The organism is Erythrobacter sp. YT30, assembly GCF_001542875.1.
Taxonomy (GTDB): domain Bacteria; phylum Pseudomonadota; class Alphaproteobacteria; order Sphingomonadales; family Sphingomonadaceae; genus Erythrobacter.
On record NZ_LMAF01000002.1, the window covers coordinates 1,761,674 to 1,782,735 of the forward strand.

Annotated in this window: 14 protein-coding genes; 8 read left to right on the top strand and 6 right to left on the bottom strand. The window is 55.8% G+C overall.

Annotation, left to right across the window (positions count from 1 at the left end):
- The first annotated feature begins 94 nt into the window (after positions 1-94).
- Positions 95-388: a hypothetical protein gene (locus AUC45_RS13165; protein ID WP_156423853.1), complete on the top strand. Its 294-nt coding sequence runs from the start codon at positions 95-97 to the stop codon at positions 386-388.
- Complete coding sequence (locus tag AUC45_RS13170) at positions 385-1,080, top strand: hypothetical protein (RefSeq protein ID WP_067603339.1); 696 nt, start codon at positions 385-387, stop codon at positions 1,078-1,080. The genes AUC45_RS13165 and AUC45_RS13170 overlap by 4 nt, the downstream gene beginning before the upstream one ends.
- On the opposite strand, the gene AUC45_RS15795 is transcribed toward AUC45_RS13170, so the two are convergent.
- The 4 genes from AUC45_RS15795 to AUC45_RS13190 form a co-directional block, all read right to left on the bottom strand.
- Positions 1,017-1,514: a hypothetical protein gene (locus AUC45_RS15795; protein WP_156423854.1), complete on the bottom strand. Its 498-nt coding sequence runs from the start codon at positions 1,512-1,514 to the stop codon at positions 1,017-1,019. The two genes, AUC45_RS13170 and AUC45_RS15795, sit on opposite strands and share 64 nt — an antisense overlap.
- A gap of 5 nt (positions 1,515-1,519) precedes the next feature.
- Positions 1,520-2,467 (bottom strand): ankyrin repeat domain-containing protein, encoded by a 948-nt coding sequence (locus AUC45_RS13180; protein WP_082701130.1) that lies wholly within the window; start codon positions 2,465-2,467, stop codon positions 1,520-1,522.
- Positions 2,468-2,505: 38 nt separating this feature from the next.
- Positions 2,506-3,549: an Mbeg1-like protein gene (locus AUC45_RS13185; RefSeq protein WP_067603345.1), complete on the bottom strand. Its 1,044-nt coding sequence runs from the start codon at positions 3,547-3,549 to the stop codon at positions 2,506-2,508.
- 100 nt (positions 3,550-3,649) lie between these two features.
- Complete coding sequence (locus AUC45_RS13190) at positions 3,650-5,293, bottom strand: pentapeptide repeat-containing protein (RefSeq protein WP_067603347.1); 1,644 nt, start codon at positions 5,291-5,293, stop codon at positions 3,650-3,652.
- A gap of 283 nt (positions 5,294-5,576) precedes the next feature.
- On the opposite strand from AUC45_RS13190, the gene AUC45_RS13195 reads away from it, so the two are divergent.
- The 3 genes from AUC45_RS13195 (at position 5,577) to AUC45_RS13205 (ending at position 8,734) form a co-directional block, all read left to right on the top strand.
- Positions 5,577-7,115 (top strand): polymorphic toxin type 30 domain-containing protein, encoded by a 1,539-nt coding sequence (locus tag AUC45_RS13195; RefSeq protein ID WP_067603349.1) that lies wholly within the window; start codon positions 5,577-5,579, stop codon positions 7,113-7,115.
- 40 nt (positions 7,116-7,155) lie between these two features.
- The gene (locus tag AUC45_RS13200) at positions 7,156-7,530 is read left to right on the top strand and encodes a hypothetical protein (protein ID WP_067603354.1); all 375 of its coding nucleotides are present in this window, start codon (positions 7,156-7,158) and stop codon (positions 7,528-7,530) included.
- A 166-nt stretch (positions 7,531-7,696) separates the two neighbouring features.
- The gene (locus AUC45_RS13205) at positions 7,697-8,734 is read left to right on the top strand and encodes a LacI family DNA-binding transcriptional regulator (RefSeq protein WP_067603356.1); all 1,038 of its coding nucleotides are present in this window, start codon (positions 7,697-7,699) and stop codon (positions 8,732-8,734) included.
- A 6-nt stretch (positions 8,735-8,740) separates the two neighbouring features.
- Here the strand turns inward: AUC45_RS13205 and AUC45_RS13210 are convergent, their stop codons facing one another.
- Positions 8,741-11,320, bottom strand: a complete 2,580-nt coding sequence (locus AUC45_RS13210; protein WP_067603358.1) for an alpha-amylase family glycosyl hydrolase — start codon at positions 11,318-11,320, stop codon at positions 8,741-8,743.
- Positions 11,321-11,485: 165 nt separating this feature from the next.
- Between AUC45_RS13210 and AUC45_RS13215 the strand changes: the two genes are divergently transcribed.
- Positions 11,486-13,909: a TIM-barrel domain-containing protein gene (locus AUC45_RS13215; RefSeq protein ID WP_067603361.1), complete on the top strand. Its 2,424-nt coding sequence runs from the start codon at positions 11,486-11,488 to the stop codon at positions 13,907-13,909.
- A 1-nt stretch (position 13,910) separates the two neighbouring features.
- On the opposite strand, the gene pulA is transcribed toward AUC45_RS13215, so the two are convergent.
- The gene (gene pulA / locus AUC45_RS13220; RefSeq protein ID WP_197409573.1) at positions 13,911-16,586 is read right to left on the bottom strand and encodes a pullulanase-type alpha-1,6-glucosidase; all 2,676 of its coding nucleotides are present in this window, start codon (positions 16,584-16,586) and stop codon (positions 13,911-13,913) included.
- 217 nt (positions 16,587-16,803) lie between these two features.
- On the opposite strand from pulA, the gene AUC45_RS13225 reads away from it, so the two are divergent.
- Entirely contained in the window at positions 16,804-18,534 is a 1,731-nt protein-coding gene (locus AUC45_RS13225) for an alpha-amylase family glycosyl hydrolase (protein ID WP_067603363.1), read from the top strand.
- A 259-nt stretch (positions 18,535-18,793) separates the two neighbouring features.
- Positions 18,794-21,040, top strand: a complete 2,247-nt coding sequence (locus AUC45_RS13230) for a TonB-dependent hemoglobin/transferrin/lactoferrin family receptor (RefSeq protein WP_067603364.1) — start codon at positions 18,794-18,796, stop codon at positions 21,038-21,040.
- The last annotated feature ends 22 nt before the right edge of the window (positions 21,041-21,062 follow it).

Consider the following 21,062-nt stretch of genomic DNA (forward strand, 5'->3'; position numbering starts at 1 on the left):
GCGGCGGAGCGAAGAGGCTCGATTGCGAGCTTTGGAGGCCGAGCGTGAGGCGTCTGAACGAGCGACAGCTGCAAAGGCCCGCCTTAAGAGCGCCATGGCCACAGAGTCAGATGCGCGTTCCGCTTTCTTTGAGCATCACGGCAACTCAGATTCTGAAGCATGGATGATCGCGAGTCAGATGAGAGAGGAGCACGCTTTGGGTGTAGCGCGAATTGCGGATGAAAAACGTGATTTGGCTCGTGAAGCTGCGGTCCTTGCGCGTCAGGAACATGAGAAACTGCGCGAGCGGGCCTGTTTGCTCAATTCCCGCATCGCTGCTGTCTCTCGCGATATCCATAGGCGCGCTGACGACCGCGATGAGGAAGATGCGGAGGAATGCCGAGCATGACTTCAAATCCTGCCGCTTTTTCGAGCAATGCTCCGGCGTTCAAACCGGCGCAATCTCTCCGCGCAGCTCACCCTGATCCAGCGCGCGAACCACCGCGAAAACAATCCGAGACGCGCTCAGCTCGCGAGCGGTTTTCCGCAAAGCTTGAACAAAACAGTGAGAAAAGCTCCAACGCTGGCGATGCTGTAAAATACGAAGATACTTTAGGTCAGGACCGTCTGAGTGCTTATCGCGATCAGGGCAGCGGTTCTGGTAATACTGGATCTCATTACGATCACGCCAATGCGCAAGTCTCTCAAATAGTCCAGCTTCAGGCTTTGGCAAACTCATCAACCACGCAGCCCAGCGGGCCAACCATTGATACAGTGATGCTAGAAAGAATGGCGGCCCAAATCGCGGAGAGCTGGCCCACGGGCGGTGCACAGCAAGCCAGCATTACATTTCCTGATACGGCTATCGCTAAAGCCGCACACATAATTCGCGAACCTGATGGCAGCATGGCTGTGCGGATTGCAGGGCTCGATCCAAAGCTCGCTGCGATCAAGCAAGCGCAATTGCAGCTTCAACTGTCAGGAGCACTTGCCCGCCGACGTTTGAAAATTGCCTCTTTGCAATTTGAAACAGTGGATCAGCTACGCGGTACGCGTCCCGACGTGCCCGGCGATGACCCCGCGATCTCTCGGGCTGTTTGATCAATCTGAGCAATTGAACCGGCCAATGTCTCGGTCTCGCGGGAAGTTTCATGCGCGCAAATTACGCGAGCTATCGTATCCAAAGAAGCCGCTCCGGGGCGCGCGGCAAGCAGAACCGCGCTCTCTTGGACAAAACCGTCAAGCGATCGTGCCAGCAATCCTTCATCGACTGGCCGAGCATTCAATTCGCCCCCCAGCTCCCGCGCCGTGCCAATTACGTCGTAAATGTCTTCGCCATCTCGAAAGCTTTCACGCTGATCACCTTCGCTTTCGTGTTCGCCATCGAGCAGCCGAAATTCGCGGGCGAAACGCCCTGCAACCTTACCCGCAAGTTTGCGCAAAGCACTGCCTGTGCGATTGCCGTTCTGGGTTGGACCGCCTGAGCCGATCGCAGATGTGCCTGTGGCGCCGCTAGGTCGAATTGGACCGACCATGACGTTCAGCGCGCCTTACCAGATGCTTTAGCAACCTGCTTGATTGATTTGACCGCGCCTGGAGAAGCGACGAAGCCTGCTTGTTTCATGGCAGGCGTTGGCCATTGCCCAGATGCAAATTTCTCGACGATCTCTTGAGTGGAGGGAGGGGGCCAGGAGGCTGCTTTTGCTTTGACTTGATCGAGCAAGGCGCGGCGTAGCGGCTCTTGTTTCTCGTCTTGGGAAGGCTCCATTAATCGAGCTGCGGGCAAGGCGCCTTTGTTCGATACAAGCCAGGGATTGGCTCCGCCTTCGATCAATGCTTGGGCAGATTCATAGTCCTCAAATCGGATCGCAGCGAGAAGCGGCGTAGTGCCTATCGCGTCAGCATGATTCACGTCCGCACCGGCTTTAACGAGCAGCTCCACCGCATCGGCACGTTTGTAGTATAAGACTTCTCGCAAAGGTGTGGTTCCATCGCCCTGACCGGCCTGTGGGCGCGCATCAGGTGAGGCCCCAGCCTGAAGCAGCATTGTCGCCATCAGCATATCGTCGGCAAGAAGGGCATATATCAAAGGGTTCCCAGCAGGAATGCCATCGGGGTCTGCGCCCAGATCAAGCAGCGCACCGACCATTTGTGCATCACAGCGCGCAACCGCAAAGGTCAGCAATCCACCGGTATTGCCATCGGAAGAGACCTCTCCGTCAGCCAAAACGCGATGAGTTTCAAGCAGGCGCGGATTGCTTCGCACCAGCTCTTCAACTGCGGCGACATCACCTTCGTTTACCGCATCATAAATGCGTCGCCCTTCCTCCCCGTTGGAGAGGTAATTGCGCACCTTTTCAGCTGTCGGCAAAGATGGATTGGAACGTTGGAAACAGGACGGTCCTGCAGTCACCGGCGTACAACTCCCATTCACTGCACCGACCAGCGCAACAATCGAAATTGCAAAAGCGCTTGTGCTTCTAGACATCGCTGTCAAGCATAGGCGCAGACCAGCCGTGGGCCAAGTCAATTGCTCTGGAGGCTGTTAATCACATAGCCGATGCCATGACGCGCGCCGGGATGATCCTGATACCATCGCATCCCTTCGGGACGAACTGCCTCTATCTCGATCCGGTTGCCGAATGCTTCGGGCGCATCAACCATTTCGCGGCCGAAGTATCCTCCCGCAGCTCCGCCTACTGGTCCACCGAGCCAGCTACCAAGGCCGCGTCCAAGAAAACCGCCAATCATCTGGTCGCCGCCATCCTGAAGTAATGACAATACGTCACCACGAACGTAGACTGCGCTGATATCCGGCGTGTCGATCTGACCATCGGCTCCGGCAAATTCCCGTGCGGCATTGATCGTATTCTGGTGAAGCCCGGATGCGTTGAAGGTTGTTGCATCAAGTTCGCCTGCAATAGCTGCCGCTGAGGCAAGACCACCGCCGAGGGAATGACCGGTGATCGTGACGCGCGAGCCTTCGGGCACCACAAGGCTTTCGCCGATCTCCAAGGCGCGGGTGTAGTGATCGGTTTCAAGACCCACAGCCTGCCGACCATTCGACACCCAATCGCTGCGCGCGGATGTTGAGCCCCTAAAAGCGACTGTGTAGCTCGTTTGTCCGTTGATTTCCTGGACGTAAACCTCTGCCCTGAACGCAGTGGTGGGCGAGCGCAGCATATCAGCTGTCAGGCCGATCTCGGCCAGTTGTTCAGCAGTGGCCCTGCTCCAGCCTTGCGGAGGACCGATTTCGCCGTAAACGGCTTGCGAAAGCTGAGCCAATTCGAGCGTTGAGGGCGGCGGAGGTGCTGCGTTATTAAGCTGGGCCAATTCCACCTGAGGTTGCGATCCGGTAGTTGTTTGGCCTTGAACTGGCGTGATTTGCGCGAATTGGCCGGCGCTTGGGTTTTCCGCAGTTGTCCCGAGATTTCCCGTCTCCATCGCGCGCCGCGCGGCTTCGACGCGATTGGTGCCAATCGTTTCGGAATCTGTTGGAGTGCTATCAACCCGCGAAACGCCCGCAGTTTCGGACCCGCGCGAAACTTCGCTCGAACCACTTATGGACACGGCGCTCTCCCGTTGAGTTGATACAAGGGACCGAATGCCACAGGGGATACGAGGCTGTCTCTATACGTTTTGCAGATGGGCGTGAGCTGCGATGCGCGATTTAAAATCGCTCCCAGATCGTCGCAAGCAGGCGATCATCGAGATCAATCTGTTCAAGCAGTGGGAAAGGGATAGCGCTGGCACATTGGCCGGCAGCACGCTCCAGGCCCTCTGGTTCTACACGCGCGCTGCGACCCGCAATGGTGAGAAGCGAATCCTCAACTTGAGGGACGCTTTTTCGACGATTTCGACGTTCAGCTGCAAAACCGATCTTCGCCTGTTCAATTTCGTAGGCCAAATTGCTCTCTTCGAAATAGCATCCATCGACTGCGATGCCCTTTGCTTCCAGCCCACCCTGACCATCACTCCGGACTATGACCGCTGCACTTGCCCGATCGAGCAAAACTGGAAGTACCCGACTGTATAGTCCGGGCGCGCCCTTGTCAGTCGGAAACGCAGCCTCGCGCGATAGAAATAACCGGTAGCTGCCATCTGATAGCCAGTCCGGCTTGCCCAATGCCGTTCGCAAGGTGATCTGGCGTGACCGGTACGAATTGGAAATACAGCCAATTTGTTGGTCGCCATTGTTAAAAGCGAGACATGCATCACGCCCTTGCTCCCAGATCGCGCGCTGAGATGCGTAATCGGCTGTGTCCTTAGCTTCTTCTTCCAGCAGGGCCACAGATTGCAAGAGGTTGCGCATGGTGCTTCCCGGCACATTGCAGGCCATGACAAGCGCTGTCGGCTGCGTGCTGAAACCGATTTGCGCGTTTGGTTCAGCCGGTTCGCAGACTTGCATTCTGGGCTGCTTGGCCTGGCTTAGTCGTGTGACTTCACCGGGGAACAGCATGACGGCCCTGCGCAAAGATCGGAGGACAACCGGGCCGACCAGTTTTGCATCATCAAGCAACGCTAGATGATCGAGCGAGAGCTCGCTCTGGTCGATCCGCGCATCGGTAAGGTCAAGATCGTCGCTGAAAAACGAATGCAAGCTGGCGCGGCGCAAATTTGCACGGACCATTGAAATTCCGCTGCGCTCCAAAGGACATCCATCTACAGCAGACACCCCGCAAACAAATCGAAAATCAGTAAGATCAGCATCGGCGAGATCAAGTTCGCGCAAAGATCCTTCCCAACCACCATCAAGTCTGCCTTGCTTCCATTTGGCTCTTGAAGCTCTGACTACAGATAGGTTCGCATTCCGAAACAGGACATCAGGTAGATTGGAATTGCGCATATCTGCGCCGGTCAAATCAACACCTACAAAGCCCAACCCCGGAGCAGACGTTCCGAACCACTGCGTCTGACTGAAGTCGGTTCCGAAGAAGCACATGTTGTAGAGCTTGGCCTGACGGAAATCGGCACCGACAAAGCTACCACCCGATACAAAGATGGTGCCGGCCCGTGTCTTGCGACGGATGCGTTCGAGCTCCCGAACTTTTGTCAGACCAGATGCGTCGATCGTGAAGCCAGGATCATCCCCGCCGAGTGCTGGCGCGTTCCTTAAGCAGCTTTCAGCGGAATGTTCGACCGGTTCGAAAAGGTTGTCTTCCCCGAGCCGTTTGCCAGTCACGACGATTGCGCCCGTTTCACGCGCAAACTCATCGCCGAGGACGCTCGGCCTAGGATCATCAGTGCTTTGGATCGCCTGAGCATAGGCGTTTCCTGATCCACTTGCGCAGACAAAAGCTCCAAAGGCGATCAACAGAGCTCGACAGCAATGGCGAGTGCTACGCATCGGCTGGAACAAGCAGCGGCTCCATATCTTTGTATGCGCTAGACTTTGTATGCGCTTCTGGGAGAGTCGCAGTAAAAGCATCTTTTGCAGGGCCTGCAAAGACCGCGCATCTCAACTATGCAACACACCGCCGAAGCGGCACGGTCTGTGGGCAAAAGCGACCATCAATCTACACGTTTTGCAGATGCCTGACCGCAGGCTGCTTTGATATTCTTTGATCCGACATTCACCTTTGCGGGAGCATCGCAGAATGAACGGTATCACAGGCGCAATCCAGGGCTCGAACCCCAGTAGTCCTGAAAATCTGCCGCCGAGCAGCTTCGAAACACTTGATCGGCTCGATAATGGATTTGCGCCCGCAGATCCCACAATGACGCGCGCTGAGTGGTTGGAACAGGCGCGCACCAGCACCAGTCCTGCGATGCAGGCCTATTACAACGAGCTTGTAACGCTAGCAGGCGGTCGCACCGATGACGCCGCTCTCAATCAGGTGATTGATCGCTATCAGGCGCTTCAGAATGCAACCACCGCAAGCGAAGTGATCGCAGCCGAGCGTGGGTTTGTTGATCAAATCGGAACGATGCTGAACCGCTTCGATCCGATTGATCGCCTGCGCGATGCGGTGCAGCCGCAAATTGCTAGCATCGCGCGCCAAGCAGGGCTGGCTGACACAGAATGGGGAGCTTCGCTTCAGGGCGTATTGGATGCGACCGGTAGCCTTGGCGCATTTCGCGATGGTCTTCGCTCGGGGATGCTCGCAGGTGCTCAGGATATGGTCGTTGGCACACTGCAATTGGCCGGTCGGACGTTGCAGTATGGGGCGGACAGCTCAATCTCAGGTCATGCTGGGGACGTACTGCGCGATTACACGGGCGATCTTCCAGGTGTGCTGGATGCGATTATTCCATCGGCTGAGCGCGGTGCAGCAACAACTGAAACACTGCGATCCATAGGGCGCGCGGTTGGAGATTACATCGGCGCCATCGCAGCAGATCCGGGCAAGCTACCAGCCGACATAGTAAATGCTATCAATGCACAATGGAGCAACCTGCAGGCATCGCATGACGCGGCAGCAGCGCAAGGGGGCGAAGCTCTAGCCCAATGGTGGGGCGAAACGATCGGACGCGTGGCATTTGAGGTCGGATCGACTTTCATTCCCGTCGCAGGCCAGGCGGGCAGGGGAGCGCGTATAGCTGATACTGCGGTCGATGTTGCCGATGCTGCTGTCGATACTTCGCGCCTCCTAACGGCAGGCGCAGATGACTTGGCCGATGCTGCACATCTTGCCAACAGAGCTGATGATGCAGGAGATGCTACGAGACTGACACCCAATAACGGCTCGACTAACGGTGGTGGACCAGCGGGAGGGACAGGTGGACCGAATGGATCGGGCGGCCCTGATCGAACATTCATTGGTACTGACCGGGGTGTTGTAATCTCCGATGACGTCCTTGCTTTACAAGGGACGTCGAGGCTGGTCGGAGATTTCCGCGGCATTCAGGGAGCGCGCGTCGAAGAGATAATTTCGCGTGTCCCGTCCGATTGGACTATGCTGCCTCAGCAGCGCGGGATGGGTATTCGCTTTATAGATGACACCGGCGCAGAGCGCCTTCGTCTACATGGACCAAGCGCAAGAGCCCCTGAAGGTTCGAATGCGGCTTCGGGTTGGACAGCACGGGTTCACGTGCCTGGGACCTCAAACCAGTATTATGACAACCTTGGAAACATTGTTGGCGCGCGCAACAATGACGGGCATATACCCGTATACGGAAATGCTAACCTGGATTAATTCGATGGATCGCCCCGATATTTTATGGAGAGTTGCGCAGATGGCATCTTGGCCATTTCAAGAGCGCTTCATCGTGAACGCCACCAGCGACGAATATGTACTCGATACCGAAGTGATCGAGAACGTTGATGCGATCCGCTACTCGCTTGATAACACTGAAAATGAAGCTCCTCTCTCAGCAGCGGAACGTAGCGCTCTCGATAACCTTCTGGCCGCAGTGAAGTCGCACAGCACGGCAGCTTTGGAAAACGCTTCAAGGGAAGAGGCGATAAGGAACATCAAGAGCGGCGATGCATGGGAAACACTGCGTCTGTCGGCGGCCGATACTCTCGAGGCCTTTGGAGTGGACCGCAATCCATCGATTGAAGAAATCGAGCAACTTGAGGAGCAGGCTGAAAAAGCTGTTGCGAAGTGATCTTTGTTGCCGCTCGTTTTCAAGTAGGACTAGCCAGGCCAATCAAACGGCATTGAGATATGCCAGCGCCCTGGGCAGTCCGCATAAGTCCTTGGCTAACCCTCTTATTTGAATTAGCTTTCCAAAAGCGCTGCGGGATCAGCGGCGGTTATCCGGAGAGAGCGGTTTGGGACGCAAGGCTTCAGGTAGGCCTACCAGCTTTGATATTGCGTATTTGGCGGGTGTTTCGCAGCCGACGGTGAGCCGCGCCTTGCGGGGCGAAAAGTCTGTAAGTGCTGAGACGCGTGGGCGGATCGAAGAGATCGCGCGCCAGTTCAATTACACGGTCGACAAGAACGCATCCTCGCTTCGATTGCAGCGCTCAAACACGATTGCGCTATTGTTTTTCGAAGATCCGACCCCGGATGAAAGCATGATCAATCCGTTCTTTCTGACGATGCTCGGCTCGATCACCCGCGCCTGCGCCAATCGCGGACTGGATCTCCTTATCTCGTTTCAAAAGATGGAGGATGATTGGCATGTCACCTATCAGGACAGCCGCCGCGCTGATGGGTTGATCCTGCTCGGCTATGGCGATTTTACCGCATATCGTGGGCGGTTGCAGCAATTGGAGGAACAGGGGACCAAGTTTGCCCGTTGGGGCTCTGTTTCTGCCGATATCAATGGGCCAACGGTCGGATCAGACAACGTGGGCGCGGGCAGGCTTGCTGGCGAGCATCTTCTATCGACGGGGCGGACGCGTATTGCGTTTCTCGGCACCGCTGATGATCATTATCCTGAATTTCAAAGCCGATATGCGGGGCTTTGCGCCGCCTTGAGTGAAAAGGGAATTCAGCCAGATCGCGCGTTGCAATTCGATGCCTTGACTAGCGAGAACGATGGCTATGAAGCCACACAGTCCTTGCTGGCATCAGGGGCCCGCTTCGATGCTATCTTTGCCGCAAGCGATCTGATCGCAATCGGCGCGATGCGCGCGCTTTCAGAGGCGGGATTGAACGTGCCGGCGGATGTCGCGGTAATTGGCTTCGACAATATCCCCGCTGCGAGTGTTACCAGCCCGCCGCTCACGACGATCATGCAGGATATCAAAGGCGCAGGCGAGCGGCTGGTCGAAACGCTGCTCGCGCAGATTGAAGGCGTCGACCGGCCAGACAACCGCTTGCCCACGCGCCTCATCGAGCGCGAAAGCACGCGCGCTAGCTGACAAACATCACGGTATTGCGATCACCAGATCATCCATGATTTTTGGTCCATCAGGGTCGCCGCGAAAAGCCATAGGTCCGCCTTCCGGCGTGGTGTTTCGGAAGCCGCCTTCACCCTCGCGGTCGAAGGTTGTCACGTAAAGCCTGACGCCTTCCCAACTCGCCAACCCCAAGGCTCGTGCGCTGAAAGACAAAGTGATCGTATCATTTGCAAGATCGGCGAAAACTTCTGGCGCTCCGCCGATTTTTTGATCCGGCGCGCGGGTCATGCTGTTGCCCCATCCAAACACCGTGTGCATCGCTGACCATTCGAACCCCTCGGGCATCGGAGCGTTGATTTCGTCAGAGAAATCGAGACCTTTTTCGCTCGGTAAATCAAAGAATGTCGTGATCGAGACGTGATCGAACCCGTTCGAGGGATGCCACTGCGCGGTCGTTTCTCTCATGGAAAGCTTCATTTCGAGGATGTCACCGCCATGGCTGACATCGGCGCCAAGGATATCGAACTGACCTTCGAAGCTCGGATCGGTTGGGGCACGGAAATTGCCAGTGAGGCCGGTGTCGTCATTGGCCGGATCAGCAAATGCGAAGGACCAGTCTGCACCGTCCCGCTGTGTGGTATAAGCGATCTGTGGTCCGACGATGCTGCTTTCGGGCGCATAGAGCTGCGCGATGTGATCGTGCGTGCCTACATCCTCCACGCCCAGAGTGACGGTCCACTTGCCATCTTTCCCGACCGGCACGGATCGCGCGTAATCGAGGTCACCATCGACGATTAGCAAGAGTTCTTTGTCAGGACCGTCAAATTGACCGAAAAGTTGGAAAGGGTCGGTCAGCGCAGCGTCAGGCAGAGAGCTTTCCAGAGCGATTTCGCTCGCACCAATTGCACTCTGAGCGTTGCGTATGCCCGACTCTTTCGATGCCGCGAACATCAGGATTGCCCGTGGATCAAGCTCGAGCGTCAGTGAGCCATCAGCACTTAAGGTTGGAGCACTTTGCGTCCCAAACAGAGGCTCAAGACCGCCAGTCCGCTTAAGCCCTGTCGGCATTCCGGCAAGCAGAGTACGTTTCTCCGAAGTGTTGAGGATAACAAATACCGATTGCGCGCCTTCATCGCGGCGGAAGGCAAAAACGCCCGGCGACATCGCATTGTGTGCCAGCACTGTCAGTCCGCCTCGGCGAAGGGCTGGATGGTCTTTGCGGATTTTGGCCATTTTCTGGATGAACCGGTACATTTCCGAATTCGTATTGAATTGGCTTTCGCTGGTACCATTGCCACCTGCAAACATGGCGCGGCGCGGTTCTTCAAATGCCTGCGCATTACCTTGATAAACAACCGGAATTCCCGGAAGCGAGAACATCAGCGCCATCGATTGCTTGAACGCTGGCAGATTGCCTTGCGAAAGAAAGCGCGGGACGTCGTGATTATCGACGAAGTTTACTGCTAGATTTGGGTCTGGATTGATTAGCATCAGTGCGTTGAGCCGATAGGTCATCGCCGATGTGGGTTGGCCTTGCCCAAGGACCCGGATCATCTCCTCTTGAAGCGGAAAGCTAATTAGCGATGGGAAGAGTGGCCGAGTTGGGAGGCCATAATAAAGGATCATCTTCGATTCCCCAGCGAGCGAGAACATAGGCGCGTTCTCTTTCACTTCGCCAAAAAGAAGAAAATCGTCCCGCCCGGTCGATTGTGCCCGCTTCAGAATGCCATTGTCCGCGTAGATGAAATCTTCGAAAAATTGCGGCTCCACATATTTCACGGTGTCCACGCGGAATGCATCGACGCCTGTGTTCGTGATCCAGTCGCCGTAGATTTGCTTGAAGGCCTCTCTCACTGCAGGCTTCGTAGTGTCGATATCATCCAGATTGGCCAGCTGCTCTGTCAGCTCGCGGTTTCGATCGTGATAATTGTAGAGCTCGCCGGTCCAGTTGTAGGCACCAGCATCTCTATCCTCGGACCGGCGTGGATCGTTGAGATTGAAGGGAAAACCTTCGGGTGCATTTGTTGGGCTGCCCGGATTGGTGGCGCGAAATCCGGTTACCGGGTCATGAGTGATCGCGCTTTTGTCGTAGTCGAAAAAATCGCCCGTATGGTTCACGACGATGTCCATCACGTGATACATTTCGCGTTTGTGGAGCGCGCAAGACAGGTTTTTGAAGTCCTGGATTGTCCCGTAATGCTCATCAACCTTGGTAAAATCGCGCGCCCAATATCCGTGATACCCGCTGAACTTAGCCTCTTCTGACCACCACTGGTTGGCAACCGGCGGTGTCGTCCAAACGGCTGTTGCGCCGAGACCCTCGATGTAATCGAGACGGTCGATCACGCCCTTTATATCGCCGCCGCTGTATTTGTGGCTGTCTGCCGGATCGTATTCGTTTAGCCCCTGATCATTGTTCGATTGGTCACCATCCTCGAACCGATCAAGCATCAGAAAATAGATTATCTGATCGCGCCAGTCGGGAGAGGCGGTATGAAGATATCGGTCCTGCTCGCACAGATCGGCGGCTGGACCTTGTGCGTTTGCTGGAACGAGAACAGTCGAAGCAAGCGGCAATGCCAAAGCCCAAGCCATTCGATTTGTCATTGATCAATCTCCCACGGCCTTACGTTTCATTTATTCAATAGGGTGGCCTTGCGCGCCGCACGCTCTCAAGTCTGAATACGAATGCGGGTTGCTCTGTTCACCCCCTCCCGATACCCGGCAATCGAGCCGGAATGCTAGAGAATTTGCAGCGGCTGGGGAGGAACCATGCGTGTCTTTAGCACAATCTGCTGTCTGATCATTTTCGTATCAAGCGTGCTGGCAACGCCTGTCGCAGCGCGCGAATACATCAGCCATGATCGGACAGGGCAGACCCTGTCTATTGTGACCAGTGAAGGGGCGGTATCGCTTCGTGCGTTGAGCGATGATGCTGTCGAAGTGCACTATCTCGACACCGGGTCACAGCAATTGCCGTCCTTCGCGCTATCGGGTGATGCTGAGCCTGTCGACGCGCGCGCCAGCGACAAAGGCGCAATTGTCCTTTTTCATGCGGGCGCACTGACCGTCATTATTGAAAAAGAGCCATTCCGGCTTCGCTTCATGCGGGATGGTGAAGAACTGCTGTCCGAAGAGCGCGGCCTGGTGCTGGAGGAAGACAGCCTCGGCTTCCGTTTCAACCTCAGCGATGATGAACGACTTTGGGGTGGCGGCCAGCGCGTTCTGGGGATGGATCGTCGCGGCGAAATCCTGCCACTCGATAATCGAGGGGCTTACAATTACTCGGGCCGCACCGAAGCGATGTATTACGGCGTTCCAGCGATACTATCCGATAAGAAGTACCTTCTTCTTTTCGACAATAGCGGTCGCGGCGAAATGGACCTCGGCAAGACCGAGGAAAGCGTCATGGAGTTCGAGGCGAAAGGCGGGCGCAGCGCTTATGTCGTCGTGGCAGGAGATAAATACAGCGATATCGTCACAAATTTTGTCGGCATTACAGGACGTCAGCCGCTCCCGCCGCGCTGGGCGTTTGGCAATATGGCCTCGCGCTTTGGCTATCGCAGTCAGGCGCAAACGGAAGATGTTGTCGCAAAGCACCTAGAAGACGACTTCCCCCTCGACGCTGTCATCCTCGACCTGTTCTGGTTTGGCCCCGATATCAAAGGGCACATGGGCAATCTTGCTTGGGATAGAAACGCATTTCCTGAGCCTGAGAAGATGATCGCCGATTTCAAGGATAAAGGCGTCAAAACGATCCTGATTACAGAGCCGTTTATATTGAGCTCGTCCGACCGCTGGGAGGAGGCCCTTGCCAACAATGCGCTTGCTCGTGATGCGGAGGGAGAGCCAGTCACTTTCGATTTCTATTTCGGCAATAGCGGGCTGGTCGACATGTTCGATCCAGCTGCGAGCGAATGGTTCTGGTCAAAAAATCAGGCACTTCTTGAACAAGGCGTCGTCGGCATTTGGGGCGATCTTGGCGAACCCGAAGCGCATCCATCCGAAATCGTCCACACGCCCAGTTGGGGCGCTGATCTGGTGCACAATGCCTATGGCCATCAGTGGGCGCGGATCATGGCAGAAAACTGGCAGGAAACATATCCTGATCAGCGTCCGTTTCTGATGATGCGATCGGGTTTTGCAGGTTCGCAGCGGTACGGCATGATCCCATGGTCGGGCGATGTTAAGCGATCTTGGGAAGCGCTTCAGGCGCAGATCGAAATTGCTCTCCAGATGAGCGTAATGGGACTTGCCTACAGCCATTCCGACCTTGGCGGTTTCGTCTCGCTTGATCATGACAGTGATGATCCAGAGGCGATTGTTGCCTTTGATAAAGAGCTTTATATCCGCTGGCTGCAATTTGGCGCATTCCAGCCGGTGTTTCGCCCGCATGCGCAGGAGCAAATCCCGTCTGAGCCTGTGTTCAAGGATAAACAGACCCGCGATATCGTGCGGCGCTATATCAAGATGCGCTACCGGTTGCTGCCCTATCTCTACACGACCGCGTGGCAAAACAGTCAGACGGGCATGCCCATAACGCGCCCCCTCGCTTTTGAGGCTGATGATGCCTCTTATTTTGAGGACCAATCGGCGTTCCTGTGGGGCGACAGCATGCTTGTCGCGCCTGTCACCGAAAAGGGCGCTGCTTCGAAGAGCTTTAGGCTTGCGTCAGGCGTGTGGTTCGATTTGTGGTCCGACAAGCGCCATCAAGGAGGCGAGGAGCTGGTCGTCCCGGTTACTCTCGATAATATCCCCGTTTTCGTGCGCGCTGGCGCGTTCGTCCCAATGATCGGCGATATCATGACGACGAGCGATTACAGCACCGACAGACTTACACTGCACTATTACCACGATGACAGCGTCATCCAGTCGAACGGGCAGATGTATGAGGATGATGGCAAGCTGGCCGATGCGTACGAACTCGGGAATTTCGAACTGCTCAAATTCCAATCAGCCTACAACGAAGGCGAATTGGCACTCAATCTAAAGCGAGAGCGCCACAAGGGATATGACGGCCAGCCCGAAGTTCGGCAGATGGAAGTCGTCATCCACAACTGGAGTGGGCAGCACGAGGAAATCCGTGTTGGCGGTCAGCAGCTGTCGTCCGATGAAATCTCCTATTCCGCAGCCGATCGCGAGTTGACGCTGCGCTTTGCATGGGAATGCGATGATGTGGCGTTGATGCTGCGCTAATCTATTCGCTACGCACGAATACCGCTGTTGTAAGAGCGGGTACCGAAATCTCGCCAGCACGGAAAACGGTGTCGCGCAAGGTGGCGTCAACTGAGGCTCTCTGTACTTTATGCAGTTCGTAAGTCTGCCCCGAAGGTGCGGCGACTGTTTGGGGGTCTCTGGTTGCATTGATGACGACCATCACCTGCTCTTCACCTTCAAGGCCCAATCGCATCACAATTAGGCCGAGAGTTTGATCCGGCCCGGTGTTGTCGAAATGCACGTTCGCAACAACGTCCTCGGCGGTTTTTAGCCGGAAGAGAAGTGATGATTGGCGGATTTGTAGCAGCTCGCGTAGGTGCGCATTTGCCAGAGCAATTTCCTTCGTTCCCATCCGAAAACGATCGTCGGCCAACAATTCGCGCCCGAAATCCCATTCCGCTTTGTTGTCGGGCGCTGGAGGCAGCCCGCGACCCCAACCATTATGCTCCATCTCAAAATCCAGCCGGTTGAACCAGTCACCCGAATTGTACGAATTGTGATCGAGCGATTTGGAGCGCAGCAATTCTTGGCCTGCGTGGATGAACGGGATGCCTTGCGAGAGCATGATGATCGAAGTCGCGATATTCTGCCATCGCACACGTTCTGCCTTTGAGATGTTGCGCGGCAGTTTGAACGCGTTGGAATCGAACAGCGTCTGATTGTCATGCGCCTCGGTGTAATTGATCACTTCTTGCGGGTCTGAGGCATAAGCAAACGGGCCGCCGCCATACGATATCTCCGCTGCCGTCTTGGTAATGCCGTCGGCCGTTTGTATCGAATAGTTCGCAATACTCCCGGCAAGCGACGCGCGGATCTGGTCTGCAACTTTCAATGCCTTTGCGCGGGCGTTCTCATCGTCTTCGGTCAAAGCATTGGGCGCGGTGAAAAGGCCACTCGCAAAACCTTGCGCTGCGATAGTCGTTTCGCCTTTGTCGCCAACGCCGCCGCCGCGAATTGCATCGCGTATCCGATCGTTGAAGGTGCCAATCCCGGTTCCCTGTCCCATATTGCCCTGAGTCGCCTGGACAAAGCGTGTGTCATTCACGACCTCTCCAAAATTCCATCCTTCACCGTAGACATAAACATCGGGGCCATCGACGCCGTCTTTGGCAAGGCTCAGTCCGTCGAGCAGTGCTCGCACGTTGAGAATGTTGTCGCGGGTGTGGTGGCCCATAAGGTCAAAGCGAAAGCCGGATACCTTGTACTCGCGCGCCCACACCTCGAGCGAATCCAGCATTAGGCGCTCCATCATACGCCGCTCGGTTGCGGTGTTCGCGCAGCACGTGCTTTCTGCCACTGCGCCATTCTCATCAAGGCGATGGTAGTAGCCGGGCACAATCCGATCGAGCACGGACTGGCGATCTTGCCCCGATGCCATTGTGTGATTGAAAACCACATCAAGTACTGTGCCAAGGCCGCTTTCCGACAGCCCCATCACCATGGCCCGAAATTCCTTGATCCTTGCAGTGGTATCAGGATCGCTGGAATAGGAACCCTCGGGGGCCATGTAATGCCACGGGTCATAACACCAGTTGAAACCATCGCGATCTGCAATCGCTGCGATCGCCGCCTGCTGCTCTTCGCTGTTTGCTGGAAAGGCGTTCAAGTCAGGCGGACTCGCCTGCTCAACGTGCCTTTCTGGTATCGTCGCGCAATCATAACTGGGGAGGAGATGAACGTCGCTGAGTCCAGCCTCAGCGAGTGCGCGAAGATGGCGGTTACCCGTGCTGTCTCTATCCGTAAACGCGGCGTATCGCCCGCGAGCATCGGCTTCGACAGTGTTGTCGCCGATTGAGAAATCACGAACATGCAGTTCGTAGAACACGCGGTCTTCCGGCGCTTCGGGAAGATCACGCGCAAAGCTGTCCCAGCCAGAAGGCTTGAGTTCGGCATCGCTCAAGTCGATGATCTGCGTGCGTGTGGAGTTGCCAGCGAGATTGAGCGAATAGGGGTCTGTCACGAGATTGGTGACGATGCGTCCTTCTTCAGGGACATAAACGTCAACTTCGTAGATATAGTATTTGCGGTTCCATTCTGAGGCCCCTTTGATCGACCAGACGCCTGTTTGCGGGTCTTCCTCCATTGGGAGAACAGTGGCGGTGTCGCCGTTTGACGTATCGAAGAGGCGCAGGCGAAGCGAGCGGGCGGTTGGCGCCCACACGGCAATGGTCAGGTCGTCGCCAATGAACCGCGCGCCTAGCTCGGCATCATTGGCATAGAGCCTATCCAGCACCCAACCGATCTGCGGCCGGGTGCGTGCGGCCAGAACGTTTTCAGCATCATAAGCGAGAAATTCGGTTGCGCCTTTCAAATACGCTTTTGCCTCCTGCTCGCTCAGATCAGTGATACGCCACAGGGGCATACCGCGCAGATGAGGGTGAGCGTCTGCCATTGTGCCATCAACAGTCCCAGCGGTTTCCAATTCGCGCTCCACGTATTGACCATCCGCATTGAGGGACACCCGTATTGCAAATTTGGTCGCATCAGGCGCGTCCCACGCGATCAGATCGCGCGTTAGCCAGTGCGCCTGAGCATAGAGCGGTTGAGCTTGCTGAGCGTCTGCATTGGGGTGCGCGAGGGTCGGTGCGGCTGCAAGTCCGACTGAGAACAAGAGCGCGAGGCCAAAGTCCAGAACTCGCTTGATGCAGATATTCATCGATCCCCCAGCGCTTCTTGCCTCTTCTATGTTGCTTTCTATCCCCTCTCCAAGGCGCCAATTCAACCATGATCGCCCGATCGAGCGGGCGCATACGAATACGTAGTTCCTATTGGAACTGGCGAACTGTGCGAAATTGACGAGACGCGATTGCGCCGCCAATCTGTCAGCCTGAATTTGCTCGTGGGATTTGAGCAATTGCGTTCGAAGGTGTTGAATGAAGAAATGCGGTTGGAAATCGGTTCTGGCTTTGGGCATCGCTTGGGGGGCGATGACGAGCAGCGCTACAGCACAGGATGCGAGCGCGCCTGTTGAAGTCGAGCCCGCTGAAACTCAGCTCTTCGGCACCGACATCGATTTCGCTTCGGAAAATATCTACTTTCTTTTGACCGATCGCTTTGTCGACGGTGACCCCAGCAACAATCAGGTTGATCAAGGCGGTCCTGATCTAAACACGTTCAACCGCCAACTCGTCGGTCCTGACGGCAAAACCGCCAATATCGGCTATCTTGGTGGTGACTTCAAAGGCGTGTTGAACAACGCCGATTACATCGCAGAAATGGGTTTTACCTCGGTTTGGATGACGCCCATCGTCGACAATCCCGATGCTGCATTCACAGGCAGCGAGAAGATCAGCTACGGCTCAGGCTACATGGACGGCGGCAAGACTGGCTATCATGGATATTGGGCGACGAATTTCTATCGCGTCGATGAGCACCTTCCGTCCGAAAACCTCGATTTCGAAACCTTTACGACGGTGATGCGCGAGCGCCATGGGCTCAAGTTCATCCTCGACATTGTCGCAAACCACGGATCACCGTCATACACCATGCCCGTCGCGCAGCCCGAATTTGGCAAGATTTTCGATGAGCAGGGGCTGCTCGTTGCCGATCACCAGAATATTCATCCCGAAGAGCTTGATCCAAACAACCCGCTGCACAATTGGTTCAACCGCACCACGGGCCTTGCGACGCTGTCCGATCTTGATCCCGACAACCCTGAAGTGCTCGATTATCTTGTAAACTCGTACTTCAAATGGCTGGATCAGGGTGCCTATGCGATCCGGGTTGATACGATCAAAGAGCAGCCCCATTATTTTTGGAAAAAGATCGCCGATCGGATCCGTGAAAAGCGCCCTGACATCTTTATGTTTGGCGAGAGCTATTCATTCGATGCAGAGGAAATCGCGCAGCATACCAAACCTGAAAATGGCGGATACAGCGTGCTCGATTTTCCTGGGCGAGAGGCAATGCAGAAGGTGTTTGAGGATGACAACGGCAGCTTCCGCGATCTGCTCGACTATCTCCACCTTGAAAGCGGGGTCTACCAGAACCCCTATGAGCTCGTGACCTTCTACGACAATCACGACATGTCTAGGCTTGACGCCACCGACGACAACTTCATCAACGCCAACAACTGGCTGTTCACCACGCGCGGTATTCCGGCCTATTACTATGGTTCTGAAACCGGATTCCAGCGCGGGATGGCGGAGCATTTCGGCAATCGGAATTATTACGGTCAAGAGCGGATCAACAAGGCCCGCTCTCATCCAATCCGCCAAAAACTGGTTCCTGTTGCGAACCTGCGCAAAGACAATGTGAGCCTGCAAAAAGGTGTGCAGCTCAATCTGGAATTTGAGCGTGACACCGCGACCTTTTATCGCATCTATCAAAAGGACGGGGTCAATCAGACGGCGCTGGTCATGCTGAACAAGAGCGAGGACGCGAAGAATGTAAGCGTGTCTTCAATGCTTGAGCCGGGCGTTTGGCGCGATGCCACGACGCGCGAGAGGGTGACGATTGCTCTCGATCAGACGTCATTCACTGCGTTGGTGCCTGCGCATGGCCTTCGGGTATTTTTCAAAAATACCCCGCTCACAAATTCCGCAGTAATTGAGGCCGCCAGTCGTCTCGCCCGGAACAAGTCCCCGCGCATTCTAACAGAGTAAACGCCGCGCACGGCGCGCGTAGGCTGAGGTACTAGCGCCAAACCCGCATTTATACTGAATACGCATTGCCAGCCTCCTCGGCCGATGAGGGCGTAACCGATTCACCCATTCACGCAACCTCCGCACCGGCACATGAAGCTGTGCATGGACTGCAAATAATTCGCATTACCGATATTATCAGTATTGACTCTCATTCTCAATAAGAGCATTCGCGCCTCAGATACATGTGAGACAGCCAAGGGCCCAGTTTGTGAATTCGATGCTTGGAATTGGAAATTTGCGGGCGTTTGGATGCGCATTGGTAATCGGGTCTGCGGGGATCGGGACAAGCGGCGTCCATGCTTCCGAGACTAGCGCAACGGTTGAGGCCGAAGAAGGGCACATCACTGTCACCGCGACGCGCACGCCTGTACTTGCTGAAGAAGTTCCAGCAACTGTCACCGTCATCACTGATGAGGAAATTGCCGATCAACTGGCAACCGATATCAAAGATCTCGTGCGCTTCGAACCCGGTCTTACGGTGCGCCGCGCGCCCGCTCGCTTCGGCGCTGCGCTCGGTACGACCGGACGCGCGCGCAACGAGGATTTCGTCATTCGCGGGATCGGCGGCAATCGCGTGCTTATCCAGGTCGATGGTATCCGCACGCCGCAGGGATTTTCCTTTGGAGCGCAAGATGTGGGGCGGGGCGGGTTTACCGATGTGAGCCTCGTGAAATCAGTCGAAATACTGCGCGGTCCCTCATCAGCACTCTATGGCAGCGATGGCCTTGCAGGTGCAGTGAGCTTCACAACGTCTGATCCCATTGATCTTCTCGGCAGCGACAATTTCGGCGGCTTCGTCCGGTCACAGTACTCAAGCGAAGACGACGAGTTTGCCCAGACCGCTGCAATTGCAGCGCAAAGCGGCAATTTCTCCGGTATGGTCGCCTACACCAGACGCGATTTCAGCGAGCTTGAAAATCAGGGCGAAGTCGATGGCATCGGGCCAAGCCGCACTCTGCCAAATCCGCAAGACGGCAAATCGAACGCGCTTCTGGGCAAACTGGTCTGGAACATTGGTGAGCATCGATTGCGCCTGACAGGCGAATGGATCGATACCGAGGTCAATTCCGAAGTGCTCTCTGGCCTTGGACCGGTCTCCCTGTTTGGCCCGGCTCCCGTCTGGAATGTCGACCGCCTCGAGGCCAGCGACACAACCGAAAGAGTGCGCGGATCGATCGACTGGACCTATACCGGCGATGAAAGCGATCCGATTGAATACGCTTTCCTCTCCGCGTTCTATCAAAACGGCGAGGATCGCCAGTTCGCTGCTGAAGATCGCACGCAGCTGTCCTTCATCCCCGCGCCGGACCGCACGCGTCTCAACACCTTCGATAACGAAGTATATGGCGTCGTAGCCGAAGCGCGCACCACGTTCAGCACCGGTGGGTTCACACACACTCTCGCGATTGGCGGCGATGTCAGCGAGACGCGGCAGGAAGGTTTGCGCGACGGCAACGTCCCACCAGCGGGTGAGGTCTTTCCCAGCCGTGCTTTCCCCGTCACTAATTTTACTTTGGGCGGCGTTTTCATCGCGAACGAAATCGGCTTGTTCGATGGCGCGTTGACTCTGTTTCCGGCACTGCGGCTCGATTTCTACGATCTCAATCCCACTGATGATCCGTTGCTGCCGACTTTCGACGCAGAAGGGCAGAGCGACAGCCGTCTGTCACCCAAGCTGGGCGTGACTTTGAAGCTGGCAAAAGATGTAATCCTGTTCGGCAACTATGCCGAAGGCTTCCTTGCGCCCACTCCAAGCCAGGTGAACAATTTCTTTGAGAATTTGGCGTTCGGCTACACTTCGCTTCCCAATCCCGATCTGGCGCCTGAAACCAGCAAAAGCTGGGAAATCGGTGCGCGCTATGTCGGCGATGTCTTCTCGCTCCAGATCGTGGGCTTTGACGGGAAGTACGACAACTTCATTAGCCAGCAAGTGGTCGGTGGCGGCTTCACCGCGCAAGATCCGGCGGTCTTTCAGTTCGTCAATTTCAACGAGGTGGTGATTGATGGGTTTGAGGCAAAGGCATCTGCTGATTTCGACAACGGCATCAACGCGCAGCTCGCCATTGCTTATGCCAATGGTGATGTGATCGATGCGGCGGGAACCCGCACCCCGCTGGATACGGTCGACCCGTTCAACTTAGTCGCTGGCTTGGGTTATCGCGATCCCCAGGGCCGCTTTGGCGCGGAGCTGATCCTGACGCACAATGCGCGAAAAGACATCAACGATACGCCTGAAGGTGCAAATGGCGAGGAGCTGATCCGGCCAGATTCCTCAACCATTTTCGATCTCACTGCGTTTGTCGAAGTGACCGATGCGATCAAGCTGCGCGCAGGCATCTTCAACCTCTTCGATGAGCGATACGCTTTCTGGTCCGATGTGCGCGGCCTCTCCGATGAAACCATCTTCGGTGCCTTCACTCGGCCGGGCCGCAATGTGAGCGCGTCTGTCAGTTTCCAGTTTTGAATGTCCCCAACAAAGCGAGGTA

What these genes read in the sequence shown, in the direction of transcription:
- AUC45_RS13165 (WP_156423853.1), top strand. Translation starts at nt 95, where the DNA reads ATGGCCACAGAGTCAGATGCGCGTTCCGCTTTCTTTGAGCATCACGGC.
- AUC45_RS13170 (WP_067603339.1), top strand. Translation starts at nt 385, where the DNA reads ATGACTTCAAATCCTGCCGCTTTTTCGAGCAATGCTCCGGCGTTCAAA.
- AUC45_RS15795 (WP_156423854.1), bottom strand. Translation starts at nt 1,514, where the DNA reads ATGGTCGGTCCAATTCGACCTAGCGGCGCCACAGGCACATCTGCGATC.
- AUC45_RS13180 (WP_082701130.1), bottom strand. Translation starts at nt 2,467, where the DNA reads ATGTCTAGAAGCACAAGCGCTTTTGCAATTTCGATTGTTGCGCTGGTC.
- AUC45_RS13195 (WP_067603349.1), top strand. Translation starts at nt 5,577, where the DNA reads ATGAACGGTATCACAGGCGCAATCCAGGGCTCGAACCCCAGTAGTCCT.
- AUC45_RS13200 (WP_067603354.1), top strand. Translation starts at nt 7,156, where the DNA reads ATGGCATCTTGGCCATTTCAAGAGCGCTTCATCGTGAACGCCACCAGC.
- AUC45_RS13210 (WP_067603358.1), bottom strand. Translation starts at nt 11,320, where the DNA reads ATGACAAATCGAATGGCTTGGGCTTTGGCATTGCCGCTTGCTTCGACT.
- AUC45_RS13215 (WP_067603361.1), top strand. Translation starts at nt 11,486, where the DNA reads ATGCGTGTCTTTAGCACAATCTGCTGTCTGATCATTTTCGTATCAAGC.
- pulA (WP_197409573.1), bottom strand. Translation starts at nt 16,586, where the DNA reads ATGAATATCTGCATCAAGCGAGTTCTGGACTTTGGCCTCGCGCTCTTG.
- AUC45_RS13225 (WP_067603363.1), top strand. Translation starts at nt 16,804, where the DNA reads ATGAAGAAATGCGGTTGGAAATCGGTTCTGGCTTTGGGCATCGCTTGG.
- AUC45_RS13230 (WP_067603364.1), top strand. Translation starts at nt 18,794, where the DNA reads ATGCTTGGAATTGGAAATTTGCGGGCGTTTGGATGCGCATTGGTAATC.